The following is an 18035-nucleotide window of genomic DNA, read 5'->3' on the forward strand; positions in this document are numbered from 1 at the left end:
ATGAAGCTGTGGAGGACCGGTGGCCCAGCCGACCACGCCCGACGCCCCGACCCCGAACGGAGCGGCGCCGCAGAGCTCCGCGCCGGCGACCACGCCCGCCGAGGACGCGACGCTGCTGGAGCGGGCGCTGTTCGAGATCAAGAAGGTGATCGTCGGGCAGGACCGGATGGTGGAGCGGATGGTGGTCGCGCTGCTCGCCCGCGGTCACTGCCTGCTGGAGGGCGTGCCCGGCGTGGCCAAGACCCTGGCGGTGGAGACCCTCGCCAAGGTCGTCGGCGGTTCGTTCGCCCGAGTGCAGTTCACCCCCGACCTCGTGCCCGCCGACATCATGGGCACCCGCATCTACCGGCAGTCCAGCGAGAAGTTCGACGTCGAGCTGGGCCCGGTGTTCGTCAACTTCCTGCTCGCCGACGAGATCAACCGGGCCCCGGCCAAGGTCCAGTCGGCGCTGCTGGAGGTGATGAGCGAGAAGCAGGTGTCCATCGGTGGCGAGACCCACAAGGTGCCGGACCCGTTCCTGGTGATGGCCACCCAGAACCCGATCGAGCAGGAGGGCGTCTACCCGCTGCCGGAGGCGCAGCGCGACCGCTTCCTCATGAAGATCGTCGTCGGCTACCCGACCGACGCCGAGGAGCGCGAGATCGTCTACCGGATGGGGGTGGCCGCCCCGGAGCCGGCGCCGGTGTTCAGCACCCCCGACCTGCTCGCCCTGCAGCGCAAGGCCGACCAGGTCTTCGTGCACAACGCGCTCGTCGACTACGCGGTCCGGCTGGTGCTCGCCACCCGCGCGCCCGCCGAGCACGGCATGCCGGACGTCGCGCAGCTCATCCAGTACGGCGCCAGCCCTCGCGCCTCGCTCGGCCTGGTGCGGGCCACCCGGGCGCTGGCGCTGCTGCGCGGCCGGGACTACGCGCTGCCCCAGGACGTCCAGGACATCGCCCCGGACATCCTGCGCCACCGCCTCGTGCTCAGCTACGACGCCCTCGCCGATGACGTGCCCGCCGACCACATCGTCCACCGGGTGATGTCCACCATCCCGCTGCCCTCGGTCGCGCCCCGGCAGCAGGCCACGCCGACGCCGAGCACCCCGCCGCCGGGTGCCGGGTGGCCCGGGCCGCGCCCGTGACCTCAGCCACCCCTCGCCCCGCCACCGGCGACCGCTCCGAAGCCGTCCTGTCCCGGCTCCAGCTGCTCGTCACTCGCAAACTGGACGGGCTGCTCCAGGGCGACTACGCCGGTCTGCTGCCCGGCCCCGGCAGCGAGGCGGGCGAGTCGCGGGAGTACCGGCCCGGGGACGACGTACGCCGGATGGACTGGCCGGTGACCGCGCGGACCACGACGGCGCACGTCCGGCGTACGGTCGCCGACCGGGAACTGGAGACGTGGCTGGCGGTGGACCTCTCCGCCAGCCTGGACTTCGGCACCGGTCGGTGGCTCAAGCGTGAGGTGGTGGTCGCGGCGGCTGCCGCCATCACCCACCTGACGGTCCGGGGCGGTAACCGCGTCGGCGCGGTCGTCGGCACCGGCGGCGGCACGGCCGCGCCGGCCGGGTGGCGCCGTCGCCCGCCGGTCGCGGGGCCCGGGGTGCTGACCCGGCTGCCCGCCCGCTCCGGCCGACGGGAGGCGCAGGGGCTGCTGCGGGCGCTGGCCGGCACCGAGCTGCGACCGGGGCGCAGTGACCTCGGGGCGCTGGTCGACATGCTCAACCGGCCGCCCCGGCGGCGCGGCGTCGCGGTGGTCATCTCCGACTTCCTCGCCCCGCCGGAGCAGTGGGCGCGGCCGCTGCGCAAGCTGCGGGTACGCCACGACGTGCTGGCCATCGAGGTGGTCGACCCGCGCGAGCTGGAGCTGCCCGACGTGGGCGTGCTCCCGGTGGTCGACCCGGAGACCGGGGAGCTGCACGAGGTGCAGACCGCCGATCCCGGGCTGCGTCACCGCTATGCCGAGGCGGCCGCGGCCCAACGCGCGGCGATCTCCACCGCGCTGCGCTCCGCCGGCGCCGCCCACCTGCGCCTGCGTACCGATCGAGACTGGCTGCTGGACATGGTGCGTTTCGTGGCCGCGCAGCGGCACGCCCGCACCCGGGGGACGACACGATGATCCGTTTTCTGCAACCGTGGTGGCTGCTGGCCGTGCTGCCGGTGCTCGCCCTCGCCGCGCTGTACGTCTGGCGGCAGCTGCACCGCCGGGCGTACGCGATGCGGTTCACCAACGTGGACCTGCTGCGTACCGTCGCCCCGAAGGGGTTGGGCTGGCGGCGGCACGTGCCGGCGACCGCGTTCCTGCTCTGCCTGCTCGTGCTCTCCACCGCGCTGGCGCGTCCGGCGATGGACACCCGCGAGCCGCTGGAACGCGCGACCGTGATGCTCGCCATCGACGTGTCGCTGTCGATGCAGGCCGACGACGTGGCGCCGAACCGCCTGGAGGCCGCGCAGGAGGCGGCGAAGCAGTTCGTCGGCGAGCTGCCGGAGACGTACAACCTGGGGCTGGTCTCGTTCGCCAAGTCGGCGAACGTGCTGGTGCCGCCCACCAAGGACCGGGGCGCCGTGACCAGCGCGATCGACGGGCTGGTGCTGGCCGAGGCGACCGCGACCGGCGAGGCGGTCTTCACCTGTCTGGAGGCGATCCGGTCGGTGCCCGCGGACGGTGCCGCCGGGATCCCGCCGGCGCGCATCGTGCTGCTCTCCGACGGGTACCGGACCTCGGGCCGCGCGGTGGAGGAGGCGGCCGCGGCGGCGCAGGCGGCGAACGTGCCGGTCTCCACCATCGCGTTCGGCACGGACGCCGGGCAGGTGGACATCGGCGGGCAGTTGCAGCGGGTGCCGGTGGACCGGCTGGCCCTGGCGGAGCTGGCGGAGACCACCGAGGGGTACTTCTACGAGGCGGCCTCGGTGAGCGAGCTGAAGCAGGTCTACCAGGACATGGGCAGCTCGATCGGGTTCCGGACGGAGCCGCGCGAGATCACCCAGTGGTACGCCGGGATCGCGCTGCTGCTCGCGCTCTGCGCGGGCGCGCTCAGCCTGCTCTGGTCGTCGCGGATGCTGTGACGGCCGGCCGCCCTCGGGACCGGCCGGAGTTTCCGGTCGGCCGGCCCCGGGGACGGCGGGTCGGCGTGGCTGGCGGCGCGGGTCAGTGACCGGCCAGGACGAAGATGACGGCCACCCAGACGGCGGCGAGGGTGAACCCGAGCGGGGCGACGTAACGGCTCATGGGAAGCTCCGGGTGGCGACTGGACGGCCCGCGGGCGGGTGGGGCCGTGGGGTGGATCAGGACGCGCACACGAAGTCGTGACCGGGCGGCTCCCGGACCGCCGATGACGGGCGGCGCAGACCGCTGCCCCTGGCTGACGACCGGGGCGGGGGAGTGCGGGAGCGGAGCTGGGTCAGCTCACCTGCTGCAGCCGTGGCTCAGCGGGGCTGACGATCGGCCCGGCCACGACTGGGAGGATCGCTATCTCGCACAGCGATCACCTCCTGCGGTCGGCGGGGCCCGGAACGTCGATCACTGTACACCCGAAGGAGCGTGACCGCGCAGTCGGCCGACCGGTCAGCGCACCCCCTCCCGGGCGGTGGAACCGACCCGTTCCGGACCGCCCGGAACTCGGGTGCGGGCGGCCCGGGACGGGACCGGCGCGGCCCGTCGCCGAGCGACCAGGATCGCCAGCACGACGGCGAGGACGGGCAGCCAGCAGCCGCGGGCGACCACCCAGCCCGGGCCGTCCGGCGGGGTGTGCAGTCCGGGCAGCGTCCCCGCGAGGCGGGCGGTGAGCGCGGCGACCCCGACCAGCACCGGCTGGTGCCACAGGTAGATCCGCATCGCGTTCCGGTTGACCGCCTCCACCGCTCGTGCCGGGAGGGGCCGGCTGGTGAACCGGAGCAGCGCCGGTCGGGCGAGCAGACCCAGCCCGATCTGGGCGCCAGCCAGCGTGACCGCCACGAGCGACGGCGGGTTCAGGTTGGACGTCGCCGCGCCCGGTACCCCCACGGCGCTGGCCGGATAGCCGGCGGCGATCAGGACGGCCAGGCCGATCGCGCCACCGACCGCGAGCGCGGCCGCCGCCCGTCGCCCGGCGAGCCGACCGTCGGCGTGCGCCAGACCGAGCAGGTAGGGCACCGCCCAGGCGGCCAGCAGGCTGACCGGCAGCAGGGCGTCGGCCGACGGCAGCAGTCGGACGGCCAGGTCCGCCCCGGCCACCACGACGACCGCGGGCGCGGCGCACCACCCGGGACCCCAGCGGCGTACGGCGGCGCGTAGCGGACCGGTCAGCGCCATCAGCGCGCAGAGCGGCAGCAGGAACCACAGCGGGCTCACCGCCAGGGTCAGGGCGACCGCCAGGGCGTCGTCCGGGGTGCCGGCGACGGTGGCCGCCAGCAGCACCGCGGCGCCGGTGCCGAGCAGGGCGATGGCGGGCAGCACCAGCCGGCGCAGCCGGTGGGCGAGCCAACGGCCGGAGCCCCGGTGCCGGGCGGCGGAGCGGGCCGAGGCGTACCCGGCGGTGAAGAAGAACAGGCCGAGGGTCTGCAGCAGCCAGGTGGCCGGCGCCAGGGCCGGCATCGCGGCCAGCGGGCTGGCCTGGTGCAGCGAACCGTCGGGGGCGAGCACCAGGCCGGTCACCAGCCAGTGCCCGAGCACCACCCCGGCGATGGCGTAACCCCGCAGCGCGTCGACCGCCCGGTCCCGGCTCACCGGGCCACCCCCGCACCCGCGTCCGCGGTCCGCGCGGTGGCCGCGGGGTCGGCGGCGCCGGTCAACGCGACCGCGGCCACCGCGGCCAGCGTCGCGCTGCCCGGAACGAGGTACCCGTCGTGCCCGTGCGCCCCGGCCACCGGCAGGGCGTACGCGCCGAAGGCCGGGTCGGCCGGCCGCCGGCCGTGTCCCAGACCGGGCAGGCGGACCTGCGGCACCCGGCGGATCCAGTCGTCCGGCGCCTCCGCGGCCCAGACCCGCCGCCCGGTGCCGAGCGCCGCGGCACGGTCGACCCCCGTCCCGACCCCGCCCAGCGTCACCACGTCGGTCACCTGCGCCGGCGCGCCCCGGACGGCCAGCCCGGCGACCAGCGCGCCATAGCTGTGCCCGACCAGCGTCACTGTGGCACCGGGACGCCGGGCGGCCAACCCGCGCAGCAGTCCGCGCAGTGCGACGGCGCCGGCGCGGGCGTCCGCCGGCCCGGCCGCCGCGAGCACCCCGTCCGGCGGGTCGTAGCCGAGCCAGGCCAGCACCGCCACCCGCGCGTCCGGGTCGGCCGCCCGCATTGCCCGGTGCAGTTCGCCGGCCTGCACCGCCGGCGCACGCCGGGGCACCCCGCCCAGCCCCCGGTCGAAGTCGCGCAGCGTGCTGCCCACGCCCGGGACCAGCACGACGATCCGGTCCGCGACGGCCAGGTCGCCCCGGACCTCCACGGCCCGGCCGTCACCGCGCGGGTCGAACAGCAGGAAGCGGCGGCCCGCGCCGACCCAGTCGGCGTACGGCGGGCCGGCCGCCCGCATCGCCGCGGCGGTGGCCGGGTACGCCTCGACGAAACCGGCCGCGGTGACCGGCTCCGGCGGGGTGGGCAGGACCAGTCCGACGCCGAGCAGGACGGCCAGCGCGGCCCGGGTGGCACGGGTGCGGTGCATGGGGCTCTCCCTTCCGGAAACTCCGGTGGGAGGGTGCGGCCCGGGCGGCGGGGTGGGCGTCACCCCGGGGAGCGGTCCCTGATCCGCTACCCGGGGGCTACCCGCCGGCCTCGACCAGCCCCGTCTCGTACGCCAGCACGACGGCCTGGGCCCGGTCGCGCAGGTGCAGCTTGGCCAGGATCCGCCCGACGTGCGTCTTCACGGTCTGCTCGGCGACCACCAGGTCGGCGGCGATCTCCTGGTTGGACCGACCGCGGGCGATCAGCCGCAGCACCTCGGTCTCCCGGGCCGTCAGCGCGACCAGTGCCGTCGGCCGGGGTCGACGCCGGTCGGGTCGCGCCGCGAACTCGGCGATCAGCCGGCGGGTCACCGCCGGAGCGAGCAGCGCGTCCCCGGCCGCGACCACCCGGACCGCGTGCACCAGGTCGGCGGCGGGGGCGTCCTTGAGCAGGAACCCGCTGGCTCCGGCGCGTAGCGCCTCGTAGACGTAGTCGTCCAGGTCGAAGGTGGTGAGGATGAGCACCCGCGGCCGATCGGAGGGCTGGTCGCCGAGCAGTTTCCGGGTGGCGGCGAGCCCGTCGAGCACCGGCATCCGGACGTCCATCAGCACCACGTCCGGGTCGAGTCGGCGGGCGGCGGTAACGGCGTCCGCGCCGTTCGCGGCGTCGCCGACCACCAGCAGGTCCGGCTGAGCGGCGAGCAGCGCGCCGAAGCCCTGCCGCACCATGGCCTGGTCGTCGGCGATCAGCACCTTGATCATCGTCCTGGGCCCTCCCCGTCGTACGGCAGTTCGGCCACCACCCGGTAACCCCCGCCGGGCAGCGGCGCGGCGCTGAACGTACCGCCCAGCGAGGTCGCGCGTTCCCGCATGCCGGTCAGCCCGTGCCCGGTGCCGGCCTCGGTGGTCACCCCGACGGCCGGTCCGGCGGTCGGCTCGTTCTCCACCCGTACCACCAGGCTGGAGCGGCCGGGATGGACGGCGACCCGCACCGCGGCCCCCGGCGCGTGTCGGGCCGCGTTGGCCAGCCCTTCCTGCACGATGCGGTAGGCGGCCAGCCCGACCGGCGCGGGCACCGGCTCGTCCATCTCGGACGTCACGTCCAGGCTCACCGGCATCCCGGCCCGACCGGCTGCCGCCACCATGTCGGGCAGGTCCGCCAGGTCGGGCTGCGGCGCGGTCTGCGGGCCGGTCGCCTCGCTGCGCAGCACCCCGAGCAGCCGCCGCATGTCGGTCAGCGCGCCACGGGCCGACGCGGCGATGGCGGCGAACTCCTCGGCGGTCGTCGCCGGCACCGCGGTCAGCCGGTACGGCGCGGTCTCCGCCTGCACCGCGATCAGCGACATGTGGTGGGCCACCACGTCGTGCAGTTCCCGGGCGATCCGGGTGCGCTCCTCCAGCACCGCGCGGCGTTCCTGCTCCCGCTCGTTGCGCTCGGTCTGCGCGGCCAGCTCGCGGCGGGACAACCGGTTACGCCGGACCAGGTCGCCGACGATCGCCAGCGCGCCGAGCAACGCCAGGACGGCGGCCCGGTTCTCCGGGTGCACCAGGGTGAGCACCGGCACCGCGGTGATCGCCACCACCCAGGCCAGCACCGGCCGGTCGACCCGCGCGAGGACCACGGCGACCACCACTATCGACCCGAGCGCCAGCGGCGGAGTCCACGGGCCGGGCGAGTCGGTCGGGGCGTTGAACGTGCAGACGAGCAGGGCCAGCACCGTCAGCCGCCACGCCAGCAGCGGCCGCCGGGGCAGCGCCAGCAGCGGCGCCACCGTCATCGCCGCGAACAGCACCGCGATCGGCGCCGGGAGGCCCCAGTCGCTCTCCACGGCGAACGTGATCCAGAACAGACCGAGCGCGGCCAGCAACCCGACCGGGGCGGCGTACCGGTCGAGCCGGGGCCAGCGGGCCAGCAGCCGTCGAGTGGGCGGGGCGTCCGGGCCCAGCACTGTCTGCCGGAGGCCTCCGAGGGCCGTCGCGATCGGTTGCCGGTTCACCTTCGGGAGGCTACGACGAGGCCCGTGCCGTGGGCGTGCCACCAGAGGTTGATCCGGGTGTCGTACCTCGGTGTGATGTACGCGGCGTTAGCGCTTACCTGCCGGTAACGCCTAGGCTCCGACCCGTCCGTGCTGATGACGTGCAAGGGGGAACCGTGTCCCGTACCGTGCTGGTGACCGGCGGCAACCGGGGAATCGGCCTGGCCATCGCGCAGGCCTTCGCCAAGCAGGGCGACCGGGTGGCGGTCACGCACCGCAGCGGTGAGGCCCCCGACGGGCTCTTCGGCGTCCGGTGTGACGTGACCGACACCGAGTCGCTGGACGCGGCGTTCACCACGATCGAGGCGGAGCTGGGGCCGGTCGAGGTGCTGGTCGCCAACGCCGGGATCACCGACGACACGCTGCTGCTGCGGATGTCCGAGGAGCAGTTCACCCGGGTGCTGGACACCAACCTGACCGGGGCCTTCCGCTGCGCCAAGCGCGCCTCCGGCAAGATGCTGCGCGCCAAGTGGGGCCGCATGATCTTCGTCTCGTCGGTGGTCGGCCTCTCCGGCGGCGCCGGCCAGGTCAACTACGCGGCCAGCAAGGCCGGCCTGGTCGGGGTGGCCCGCTCGATCACCCGGGAGCTGGGCAGCCGCAACATCACCGCGAACGTGGTGGCGCCCGGTTTCATCGACACCGACATGACCGCCGTCCTCTCCGAGGAGCGCAAGGCGGAGATCCGCAAGTCGATCCCGGCGGGCCGCATGGCCACCCCGGACGAGGTCGCCGCCGTGGTCACCTGGCTGGCGAGCGACAGCGCGGGCTACGTCTCCGGCGCCGTCATCCCGGTCGACGGCGGCCTCGGCATGGGCCACTGACGCAGATCACCACGACACAGACGGAGGAACTCCTGCATGTCCGGACTCCTGGCCGGTAAGCGGCTGCTGGTCACCGGCGTCATCACCGACGCCTCGATCGCCTTCTCGGTGGCGAAGCTCGCCCAGGAGAACGGCGCGCAGGTCGTGCTGACCGGTTTCGGGCGGCTCTCGCTGGTGGAGCGCATCGCCAAGCGGCTGCCCGAGCCGGCCCCGGTGATCGAGCTCGACGTGACGAACCCGGAGCACCTGGCCGGGCTGGCCGACAAGGTCCGCGAGCACGTCGACGGCCTGGACGGCGTCGTGCACTCGATCGGCTTCGCGCCGCAGAGCTGCCTCGGCGGCGGCTTCCTCGACGCGCCGTGGGAGGACGTGGCGACCGCGCTGCACGTCTCGACGTACTCCTACAAGTCCCTCGCGGTGGCCGCGCTGCCGCTGATGTCCGCCGGCGGCTCGGTGGTCGGTCTCACCTTCGACGCGACGAAGGCGTGGCCGGTGTACGACTGGATGGGCGTGGCCAAGGCCGGGCTGGAGTCCGCCTCCCGCTACCTGGCGCTGCACCTCGGCAAGCAGGGCATCCGCAGCAACCTGGTCTCCGCCGGGCCGCTGCGCACCATGGCCGCGAAGTCGATCCCCGGCTTCGAGCAGTTCGAGGACGCCTGGACCGAGCGCGCCCCGCTCGGCTGGAGCCTGACCGACCAGGAGCCGGCCGCCCGGGCGTGCCTGGCCCTGCTCTCGGACTGGTTCCCGGCCACCACCGGCGAGATCGTGCACGTCGACGGCGGCTACCACGCCCTCGGCGCCTGACGCGGTCCCGGGGTGGCCGCCGGACCGTCCCGGTGGTCGGGGAAGAATGGAGCCATGGCGTACGACGCGGTGGTGCTGGTCAGCTTCGGGGGGCCGGAGCGGCCCGAGGACGTGATGCCGTTCCTGCAGAACGTCACCCGGGGGCGCGGTGTGCCGCCGGAGCGGCTGGCCGAGGTCGCCGAGCACTACCAACACTTCGGCGGTGTCTCCCCGATCAACCAGCAGAACCGCGAACTGATCGCCGCGATCCGAGCCGACTTCGCCGCCAACGGGATCGACCTGCCGGTCTACTGGGGCAACCGGAACTGGCACCCGATGCTCGCCGACACCGTGACGCAGATGCGCGACGACGGAGTGACCAACGCCCTGGCGTTCGTCACCAGCGCGTACGGTGGCTACTCCTCCTGCCGGCAGTACCAGGAGGACATCGCGGCGGCCCGGGCGGCGGTCGGCCCGGACGCCCCGGTGATCGAGAAGCTCCGCCAGTTCTGGGACCACCCCGGCTTCGTCGAGCCGCACGTCGACGCGGTGCGGGCCGCGCTGGGCCAACTCGACCCGGCGCGGCGCGACACCACCCGTCTGGTGTTCACCGCCCACTCGGTGCCGACGTCGATGGCCGCCAGCGCCGGCCCGCACGGCGGCCGGTACGAGGCGCAGCTGCGCGAGACCGCCGCCCTGGTCGCCGCCGCGGCCGCCCCCGACCTGCCGTACGACCTGGTGTGGCAGAGCCGCTCCGGCCCGCCGCAGGTGCCGTGGCTGGAGCCGGACGTCAACGACCACCTGGCCGTGCTGGCGGAGAAGGGCGTCACGGGCGTGGTGGTGAGCCCGATCGGGTTCGTCTCCGACCACCTGGAGGTGGTCTGGGACCTGGACACCGAGGCCCGCGACACCGCTCGGCGGCTCGGCCTCGACTTCGCCCGCGCGGCCACCCCCGGCGTCGACCCCCGTTTCGTCGCGATGGTCCGCGAACTGGTGCTGGAGCGGACCGACCCCGACGGGGCCCGGCTGCGCCGCCGCCTCGGGGAGCTGCCGCTGTGGGACATCTGCCCGACGGTGTGCTGCGTACCGGCACGCCGGCCGTGACCCGACTCGACCTCACCCCTGGGATCAGCGATGAATGACCGTAAGCCCGTCGAGAGCTGGCTCACCGACATGGACGGTGTCCTGGTGCACGAGGGCCAGCCCGTGCCCGGTGCGCCGGAGTTCGTCGAGCGGATGCGCGCCTCCGGCAAGCCGTTCCTGGTGCTCACCAACAACTCGATCTACACACCTCGGGACCTGACGGCCCGGCTGGGCCGGATGGGTCTGCACGTGCCGGAGGAGGCCATCTGGTCGTCCGCGCTGGCCACCGCCCAGTTCCTCGGCGACCAGCGGCCGGGCGGCACCGCGTACGTCATCGGCGAGGCGGGGCTGACCACGGCGCTGCACGCGGTGGGCTACGTGCTGACCGACTACGCCCCGGACTACGTGGTGCTGGGGGAGACCCGCACCTACAGCTTCGAGGCGATCACCAAGGCCATCCGCCTGATCAACGACGGGGCGCGGTTCATCTGCACCAACCCGGACGTGACCGGGCCGTCCGTCGAGGGCGCCCTGCCGGCCGCCGGTTCCGTCGCCGCGATGATCTCGAAGGCGACCGGCGTCGAGCCGTACTTCGTCGGCAAGCCGAACCCGATGATGATGCGGTCCGCCCTGAACACGATCAACGCGCACTCGGAGAGCACCGCGATGATCGGCGACCGGATGGACACCGACATCCTCTGTGGCCTGGAGGCCGGGTTGGAGACGATCCTCGTGCTGACCGGCATCAGCACCCGGGCCGAGGCCGAGCGCTACCCGTACCGTCCGTCGCGGATCGTCGAGTCGGTGGCCGACCTGATCGACGAGCTCTGACCGACCGCACCACCGGCGCCGCACACCGACCGTCCTGGGGCGGTCGATCGAAGCCTGTCCGCGTCCGTGGTAACCCTCGGGCGCGGACCGCGGCACGTCGGGTGAGTGCCTGGTCCGCGGCGTGCCGGCAGACGGCAACGTCTACGCTGTGACCAGCGGCCACCGCACATGCGACTGCTGTCCGGACAGGCAGCCCATGCGGTGGCTGCGCTGCGCTTGCCGGCCCAGACCGAGATCCCGAAGCGGCTGCCGCACCGGCGCGAACGGACGCTGTCGCGGCGTCGGGCGAGGAAGGCGGATCATGATCGCTACGCGCTGTCGAGCAGTGGCTCCACTCCCGCCCGGGTTCGGCCGATGAGCACGGTCGCCTTCCTCAACATCGCCATGCACGGGCACATCAACCCGACGCTCCCGGTCGTGGCCGAGCTCGTCCGTCGTGGCCACCCCGTCAACTACCACGTGACGCCCGACTTCGCCGAGGCGGTCGGGGCCACCGGCGCGCGGGTGCTCCGCTATTCCGGGGATGAGCTGGCCTTCTCCGGCCCGCCGACGCGGGTCACCCTGATGGCGCACCTCGCACGCACCGCCGTACGGGTGCTGCCCGGTGTCCTCGCCGATCTGCGCGACGCCCAGCCCGACCTGATCGTGCACGACTCCCTCTGCCCGTGGGGGCCGGTCGCCGCCCGCGAACTCGGCGTGCCGGCAGCCTCGTCCTTCACCACGTTCGCCTTCAACCGGCAGGTGCCGAGCCCCACCCACGGCTCACGGGAGATGCTCGCCGAGGCGGCGGCCCTGCCCCGTCACACCGGTGCGTACCTGAGGTCGCGCTGGCAGTTGCGTCGCCGGTACGACACCCGCACGGTGCCCATGATCGACCTGGCGAACATCCGTCAGCCGCTCAACCTGGTCTACACCTCCCGGGCGTTCCACCCCGCGGCCGACAGTTTCGACGAGTCCTACCGGTTCGTCGGGGCGAGCGTCGGCGCCCGCGCGGTCGACTCGTCGTTCCCGGCCGACGGGCTGCGGGACCCGGTGCTGTACGCCTCGCTCGGCACGGTGTTCGAGGCCGGTCCGCGGCTGCTGCGCAGCTTCGTCGAGGCGCTCGCCCCGCTGGGTGGCACCGTGGTCGTCTCGACTGGACGCACCGATCCCGCCGTGCTCGGTCCGCTGCCAGCCAACGTGATCGCCCACCGCTCCGTGCCGCAGCCGCAGGTGCTGGCCCGAGCCGCGCTGTTCATCACGCACGGCGGCGTGAACAGCGTCAACGAGGCCCTGTACGCCGGCGTCCCGATGCTGGTGGTGCCGCAGGGAGCGGATCAGTCGCTGGTGGCGTCCCGCGTCGTCGAGCTCGAAGCCGGACTCTCGATCCGCGGCGAGGACGTCGACGTGGAGGTGGTGAGCGGCCTCGCCCGGCGCCTGCTCGACGAGCCCCGGTTCCGGGCCGGCGTGAACGCTCTGCAGGTTGCTCAGCGTGAGGCGGGCGGGTACGCGCGCGCCGCCGACGAGCTCGAACGCTACGTGCAGCAGATTCGGCGGGCCACGCGCCCGTACTCCGCCGATCAGCCTCCGCGGGACTGAACCGTGTCTCCCATCGTCACCGTCCTGCTGCTGTTCGCCGGGCTGTCCGAGGCCGCCGGTCGTCTCCTGCCCGTGGTGGCACGGCTGTCCGGCGCCTCGCGGACCCGGGTGGTCGGCTTGATGCTGGCCGGCGCCATCGTCGACGGCGCGGTGTTCGCGCTCTGGCCGCTCACCGCGTGGACGCTCGCCGAGTTGGTGCTGCCGACCGCCTCGGCCGACGGGGCCGCACTGGGCTGGACGCCGAGCCTGGCGGCCCCGCTGCTGCTCGCCGCGGTCCTCGCGTTCCCGCTGCTCGGGCCGCTGCTGCACCTGATCCTGATGGTGGGGGTGGGGGCGGGTCTCGCCACCGCGCTCGCCAGGCTCGTCGGAGTCAGTTGGTGGGACGCCGCCGGCTGCGTGGCCGTGGCGGGAATCGGGCTCGGCGTCGCCGTCGAAGGCGTCCGGCGCCTTGTCGCGCGGCTCAACACGAGACGAGCACCGGAGCCCCGCACGTGATCGAGTTCGCGCTCCTGCTGCTGCTGTGCGGGCTCGGCCCGATCCTGCTCGCCGAAGCTCTGCTCGCCCGTTACGAGGTGCTGGCCTACACCGCTGGCTGGCGGACGCCCACCACCGAACTCCCCAGGGGCATGCCCTACGCCCGGGGCGCCGATCCGGAGCGCCCCCCGGACGCCTACCTCGTCTATCTGGACGGCATCGGGAAACGGCGCTTCCACGACACCCGTGACGGTGGACGGCTGGTCAAGGCGGTCATCGCCGGTGCGCCGGAGCTCAGGGTGCTTGGTCAGGTGCAGCCCTACTCCCCGTTGGCCGAGCCGCTCGCCGACCGGCCCGTGTGGGTGTGGCTGCGGCGCCGCGTCGGGCTTCTGCTGTTCCTGCACAACGTGGTGCAGATCTTCGTCGCCGCCGACCGTCGGTACCGCCCCCTCTACAACCGCGCCGTCGGCTCGCAGATCGCCGCTCAGCTCCGGCTCGCCGGTTACCGGCCCGACAGCGGCGTCCCCGTGGTCCTGCTCAGTTACAGCGGCGGCGCCCAGGTCGCCACCGGCGCGGTGAAGGAACTCTGGTCCCAGCTGCGGTCCCCGCTCTGGCTGATCACGCTCGGCGGGTTCCACAACGGCGCCAACGACGTCACCCACGCCCAGCACCTCGACCAGCTCACCAGTGCCAGCGACTGGATCGAGCGGGTGGGGGCCCGGATGTTCCCCCAGCGGTGGCGGTTGTTCCGCCGGAGTGGATGGAACCGCGCCGACCGCGACGGAAAGATCGCGGTGCACCGGCTCGACCCCGCCACCCACGTCGGTCCGCTCAGCTACGTCAGCCCGGAGGCCCGGCTACCCGATGGCCGCAGTCACCTCGACCGGACCGCCGAGACCGTGATCGCGCTGATCCGGGATCGTCTCAGCGCGAGCCCGGGGACCGGCGGCCCGCCGTCCGGAACGGCGTGACCAGGGCACACCGCACGGATCGGGCCTCAGCTCAGGGGCGCAGCGGGGCGTTGCAGGCCGCGACCAGCGCCTGCCGGCACGCCGTGGTGAGCGGCCGCAGGGCCGCGTCTCGCTGCTGAGCCTCGTAGTTGTTGACCGCGCCGCCCGGCGCGGCGTGCCCGGCCAGCGCCAGCACCCGGTCCAGGACGGCGGCGCGGGCGAACAACCGGCGGGCCCGCGGGTCGAAGCCGGGTGGCAGGTCGGTGGCGCCATCCGGGCGGCGCAGCGCCTCCAGCGCGCCGGCCAGCTCGGGTCGCCACTGGGCGACGTCCAGGCGGGTGAGCGCGGCGGTGGTCTCGGCGAGCGCCGCGGCGAGTTCCGCCTCCGCCTCGGCGGCGCCGGGCAGCGTGAGCGAGGCCGACGGCGCGTCGGGCGGCAGCGGATAGACCCGCCACAGCACCGTCTCGAACATGTCGCCCGAGCCTGAGGTGTGCGTCCGCACCTGCGGGATCAGACCCAGCGGGCCGGCCACCACCGCCTCTCCGGCGAGCAGCGCCGCGCCGGCGAAGTCGCCCGGCCCGGGCAGCCCGCGCGGGTCGCCGGGCGCCGGCAGCACCAGGCGGATCTCGTCGGGTGAGAGCTTGGCCAGGGTGGGCAGCGCCTGACCGAGCGGCACGTCGGTCCAGGTGCCGGGCGCGTCGGCGACCAGGTGCTCCTCGTCGCCGGCGATCGCGTCGGCGACCTCGTCGAAGGGCACCAGCCCGGCACGCCACGCGCGTACCCAGGCAACGAACCGGCTCGACCGGCGGGGCGCCAGCGTCGCCGCGCCCGCTGCGGGGGTGGACATGCCGAAAGGGTACGTGGTCACCACGGGCTGTGTCTCGGCTGCCGCCCCGGCGGCGCCGCGTGCCCCCAATGCCCGCTTCGACCCCTCCCCGGCCGCCCTGTGCCCGACTCGCCAGGGCGCGGCGGCGTGTCGTGCGGCGGCCCGGCGATTAGCGTGATCGACATGGGCGGGCGGTACGAGAGTGACGTGTTGGCGGGGGACTGGCGGCGGCGCCGCACCGTTCCGGAGGTCGACGCCGAACCCGATCTCGTGGTCGAGGACGCCGACTCGGGCTTCTGCGGCGCGGTCGTGGGTTTCGAGTCCGGTGCGGTGGTGCTGGAGGACCGCCACGGCCGGCGGCGCAACTTCCCGCTGCTGCCCGCGGCGTTCCTGCTCGACGGGCGGCCGGTGACGCTGCGCCGTCCCACCCGCACGTCGGCGCCGGCGCCCCGCCGCCGGACCGCGTCCGGTTCGATCGCCGTGGAGGGGGTACGCGCCCAGGTCGCCAAGGCCAGCCGGATCTGGGTGGAGGGGGTGCACGACGCTGCGCTGGTGGAGCGGATCTGGGGCGACGACCTGCGCATCGAGGGCGTCGTGGTGGAGCCGCTCGACGGCATCGACGCCCTCTCCGACGAGGTGCGAGCGTTCGCGCCCGGCCCCGGGCGGCGGCTGGGCGTGCTGGTCGACCACCTGGTGCCCGGCAGCAAGGAGAGCCGCATCGTCGCCACGGTGACCTCCCCGCACGTGCTGGTCACCGGCCACCCCTACGTGGACGTGTGGCAGGCGGTGAAGCCGGCGGCGCTGGGTATCGCGGCGTGGCCGGTGGTGCCACCGGGACGGCCGTGGAAAGAGGGCGTCTGCGCGGCCCTCGGCGTGGCCGAGCCGGCGGACATGTGGCGGCACATCCTGTCCCGGGTCGACAGCTTCGCCGACGTCGAAACCCCCCTCATCAACGCGATGGAACGCCTCATCGACTTCGTAACCGACCCAACCTGACCACCCCGCCCCGCCCCGCGCTCGCCCGGCCCCTGAGCCCACGATCTTGCACTTTCTGCCCCGACAAGTGCCCGCAAATCGGACAGCCGCCGGGCCGAAAGTGCAAGATCGACGCCGCGCGGGAGGGCGCCGCGAGCGGGTCAGGGGGTTTCGTCGGGGGAGCGGGTGAAGACGAAGGTGGCGATGTCCAGCGCCACCGGGTGCCCGGTCGGGTCGCGCAGCACCGCGAGAATCTCCCCGTTCTCCGGGCCGGACCGGCCGCGCCAGCGGTCCGTGTCCTCCGGCCGGTACCGGCTCTCCCGCTCGCCGCGCAGCAGCCCGACCAGCTCGCCGGTGGCCGCGTCCCAGCGGACGTCGAGGGGTACGCCCATCCACCACCAGCGGCCGGTCACGTCCGTCACCTCGGCGCTCGGGGCCTCGGCGGTCGGCCGCCACGGGGTGGGCAGCGCCGGCTCGGCGTCCAGCACGGTGGTCAGGATCCGCTGCCCGAGGCGTCCGATGCCGAAGCCGTACGCGTTGGCGTAGCCGACCGCGGCGGTGCGGGAGGGGCGGTGCACCGCGAGGGCGGCGACGTAGCCGGGCATCGACCCGCCGTGCCCGACGTACACCCGGTCCCCGTCGCGGTAGAGCTCCAGCCCGAGGCCGTGCCCGCCGGTCCACGAGTCGAGGTCGCTGATCACGACCGGGGAGCACATCTCGGTCAGCGTCGCCGGGTCGAGGACCTCGGGGTCGGGGTCGGCGAGGAACGCCGCCCACCGGGCCAGGTCCTCGACGGTCGCCCAGAGCTGCCCGGCCGGCGCCATCGCCCCGGTGTCGGTGCGCGGCTCCTCCCGCAGCGTGCCGTGCCAGGGGTGCACCACGTAGCCGCGGGCGAAGGGTTCGGTGGCCGCGTACGTGGTGCGGCGCATGCCCAGCGGTTCCAGGATCCGCTGTCGCAGCAGCTCCGCCCAGGGCGTGCCGGTGATCCGTTCGAGGACGCCGCCGAGCAGCCCGTACGCGAGGTTCGAGTAGTGGTAGGTCCGGTGCGCCGGGTGGGCGATCTTCGCCGCGCTGACCCCGCGCAGCAGGGTGGTCAGGTCGACGCCCTCGGCCCGCTCCCACCACTCGCCCTCCGGCTCGCGCTGCAGACCGCTCGCGTGCCCGAGCAACTGGCGCAGGGTGAGGGCGCCGACGCCGGTGTCCGGCAGGTGCTGCTCCAGCGGGTCGTCGAGGGCCAGCCGGCCGGCGTCGCGTTCCTGCATCACCAGCGTCGCGGTCATGGTCTTGCTGATCGACCCGATGCGGTACTGGCGGTCGGCGTCCGGGCGGGGATGCTCGCCGGCGGTGGCGAGGTGGGCCAGGGTGCCGTCCCGGACGATGCCCATGACCAGCGACGGCGTACGCCCGCCGGACTGCGCCTGGGCGACCAGGACGTCGACCTGCCGGGCGGTGTCGGGTAGCAGGGACACGTGTTCTCCTCGGTCGGCGGGCTTCGGTCGGCCCGGTGGGCCGCGGGGTCGGTGGGTGCCGCCGAGCTTATCGATCATCGTGGGGCGGTCGCGCGTGCATTCTCGTGTCACGATCGTTGGGTGGACGCCGTGCTGTGGATCGTGTTGGGTGTGGTGCTGGCGGTCGCCGAGATCTTCACGACGACCCTCTTCCTGATCATGTTCGCGGCCGGTGCGTTCGCCGCGGCGGGTGCCGCCGCGCTGGGTGCCCCGACGCCGGTGCAGGCGCTGGTCTTCGCGGCGGTGTCCGCGTTGACCGTCCTGGGGGTGCGGCCGGTGATCCAGCGGCACCGACGGTCGGCGTTGGAGGCCGGCGAGCAGCCGTTCGGCGTGGAGGCGATGGAGGGTTCGACCGCACTGGTGATCGAGCCGGTGGACACCGAGCACGGGCTTGTCAAGATCGACGGTGAATTGTGGACCGCTCGGCCGTACGACGCGACGCAGTCGTTCGTCCCCGGTCAGCGGGTGCGGGTGATAAAGATCCGGGGCGCGACCGCCCTGGTCTGGCAGGACGACGTTTCTTCCGGCGGCGAGCTGCCGGAAGCGGGAGGGTGAAC

At 74.3% G+C, this 18035-nt stretch carries 19 protein-coding genes; 12 read left to right on the forward strand and 7 right to left on the reverse strand.

Annotated elements, in window-relative coordinates; all coding sequences use genetic code 11:
- The first annotated feature begins 19 nt into the window (after positions 1-19).
- The 3 genes from GA0070620_RS31515 to GA0070620_RS31525 are packed head-to-tail and all read left to right on the forward strand — an operon-like array spanning position 20 to position 3047.
- Positions 20-1126 (forward strand): AAA family ATPase, encoded by a 1107-nt coding sequence (locus GA0070620_RS31515; protein WP_091597236.1) that lies wholly within the window; start codon positions 20-22, stop codon positions 1124-1126.
- Positions 1105-2100: a DUF58 domain-containing protein gene (locus GA0070620_RS31520; protein ID WP_172836539.1), complete on the forward strand. Its 996-nt coding sequence runs from the start codon at positions 1105-1107 to the stop codon at positions 2098-2100. The genes GA0070620_RS31515 and GA0070620_RS31520 overlap by 22 nt, the downstream gene beginning before the upstream one ends.
- A complete protein-coding gene (locus GA0070620_RS31525; RefSeq protein WP_091597239.1) occupies positions 2097-3047 on the forward strand; it encodes a VWA domain-containing protein in 951 nt (316 codons plus the stop codon). The genes GA0070620_RS31520 and GA0070620_RS31525 overlap by 4 nt, the downstream gene beginning before the upstream one ends.
- Positions 3048-3129: 82 nt before the next feature.
- Here the strand turns inward: GA0070620_RS31525 and GA0070620_RS33090 are convergent, their stop codons facing one another.
- The 5 genes from GA0070620_RS33090 to GA0070620_RS31545 all read right to left on the reverse strand — a co-directional run bounded on the left by GA0070620_RS33090 (position 3130) and on the right by GA0070620_RS31545 (position 7610).
- Positions 3130-3279 (reverse strand): hypothetical protein, encoded by a 150-nt coding sequence (locus GA0070620_RS33090; RefSeq protein ID WP_172836540.1) that lies wholly within the window; start codon positions 3277-3279, stop codon positions 3130-3132.
- Positions 3280-3546: 267 nt separating this feature from the next.
- Entirely contained in the window at positions 3547-4686 is a 1140-nt protein-coding gene (locus tag GA0070620_RS31530) for an acyltransferase family protein (RefSeq protein WP_091597242.1), read from the reverse strand.
- Positions 4683-5615 (reverse strand): alpha/beta hydrolase, encoded by a 933-nt coding sequence (locus GA0070620_RS31535; protein WP_091597243.1) that lies wholly within the window; start codon positions 5613-5615, stop codon positions 4683-4685. Before GA0070620_RS31535 ends, GA0070620_RS31530 begins: the two co-directional genes overlap by 4 nt.
- Positions 5616-5712: 97 nt before the next feature.
- Positions 5713-6375, reverse strand: a complete 663-nt coding sequence (locus GA0070620_RS31540) for a response regulator (protein WP_091597246.1) — start codon at positions 6373-6375, stop codon at positions 5713-5715.
- The gene (locus GA0070620_RS31545) at positions 6372-7610 is read right to left on the reverse strand and encodes a sensor histidine kinase (protein WP_091597248.1); all 1239 of its coding nucleotides are present in this window, start codon (positions 7608-7610) and stop codon (positions 6372-6374) included. Before GA0070620_RS31545 ends, GA0070620_RS31540 begins: the two co-directional genes overlap by 4 nt.
- 155 nt (positions 7611-7765) lie before the next feature.
- On the opposite strand from GA0070620_RS31545, the gene fabG reads away from it, so the two are divergent.
- From fabG to GA0070620_RS31580, 7 genes are all read left to right on the forward strand, one after another.
- Entirely contained in the window at positions 7766-8470 is a 705-nt protein-coding gene (gene fabG / locus GA0070620_RS31550; protein ID WP_091597251.1) for a beta-ketoacyl-ACP reductase, read from the forward strand.
- 36 nt (positions 8471-8506) lie between these two features.
- Positions 8507-9274 (forward strand): enoyl-ACP reductase FabI, encoded by a 768-nt coding sequence (fabI, locus tag GA0070620_RS31555; RefSeq protein WP_091597254.1) that lies wholly within the window; start codon positions 8507-8509, stop codon positions 9272-9274.
- Between the two features lie 54 nt (positions 9275-9328).
- A complete protein-coding gene (locus tag GA0070620_RS31560) occupies positions 9329-10357 on the forward strand; it encodes a ferrochelatase (RefSeq protein WP_091597257.1) in 1029 nt (342 codons plus the stop codon).
- 30 nt (positions 10358-10387) lie between these two features.
- Positions 10388-11167 (forward strand): HAD-IIA family hydrolase, encoded by a 780-nt coding sequence (locus tag GA0070620_RS31565; RefSeq protein ID WP_091597260.1) that lies wholly within the window; start codon positions 10388-10390, stop codon positions 11165-11167.
- 354 nt (positions 11168-11521) lie between these two features.
- Positions 11522-12745: a macrolide family glycosyltransferase gene (locus GA0070620_RS31570; protein WP_091597263.1), complete on the forward strand. Its 1224-nt coding sequence runs from the start codon at positions 11522-11524 to the stop codon at positions 12743-12745.
- Positions 12746-12748: 3 nt separating this feature from the next.
- Positions 12749-13240 (forward strand): hypothetical protein, encoded by a 492-nt coding sequence (locus GA0070620_RS31575; protein WP_091597266.1) that lies wholly within the window; start codon positions 12749-12751, stop codon positions 13238-13240.
- Positions 13237-14190, forward strand: coding sequence for a hypothetical protein (locus tag GA0070620_RS31580; RefSeq protein ID WP_091597269.1), 954 nt, complete (start codon positions 13237-13239; stop codon positions 14188-14190). The genes GA0070620_RS31575 and GA0070620_RS31580 overlap by 4 nt, the downstream gene beginning before the upstream one ends.
- A gap of 31 nt (positions 14191-14221) precedes the next feature.
- Here the strand turns inward: GA0070620_RS31580 and GA0070620_RS31585 are convergent, their stop codons facing one another.
- The gene (locus tag GA0070620_RS31585; protein ID WP_091597272.1) at positions 14222-15016 is read right to left on the reverse strand and encodes a hypothetical protein; all 795 of its coding nucleotides are present in this window, start codon (positions 15014-15016) and stop codon (positions 14222-14224) included.
- Positions 15017-15178: 162 nt separating this feature from the next.
- Between GA0070620_RS31585 and GA0070620_RS31590 the strand changes: the two genes are divergently transcribed.
- Positions 15179-15991, forward strand: a complete 813-nt coding sequence (locus GA0070620_RS31590) for a DUF3097 domain-containing protein (RefSeq protein WP_091597274.1) — start codon at positions 15179-15181, stop codon at positions 15989-15991.
- A gap of 140 nt (positions 15992-16131) precedes the next feature.
- Here the strand turns inward: GA0070620_RS31590 and GA0070620_RS31595 are convergent, their stop codons facing one another.
- Positions 16132-17439: a serine hydrolase domain-containing protein gene (locus GA0070620_RS31595; protein WP_091597277.1), complete on the reverse strand. Its 1308-nt coding sequence runs from the start codon at positions 17437-17439 to the stop codon at positions 16132-16134.
- A 120-nt stretch (positions 17440-17559) separates the two neighbouring features.
- Here GA0070620_RS31595 and GA0070620_RS31600 point away from each other — a divergent pair, with 120 nt between their 5' ends.
- Complete coding sequence (locus tag GA0070620_RS31600) at positions 17560-18033, forward strand: NfeD family protein (protein WP_091597280.1); 474 nt, start codon at positions 17560-17562, stop codon at positions 18031-18033.
- Positions 18034-18035: the final 2 nt, after the last annotated feature.

The sequence above is a fragment of the Micromonospora krabiensis genome, assembly GCF_900091425.1.
Taxonomy (GTDB): Bacteria; Actinomycetota; Actinomycetes; order Mycobacteriales; family Micromonosporaceae; genus Micromonospora; species Micromonospora krabiensis.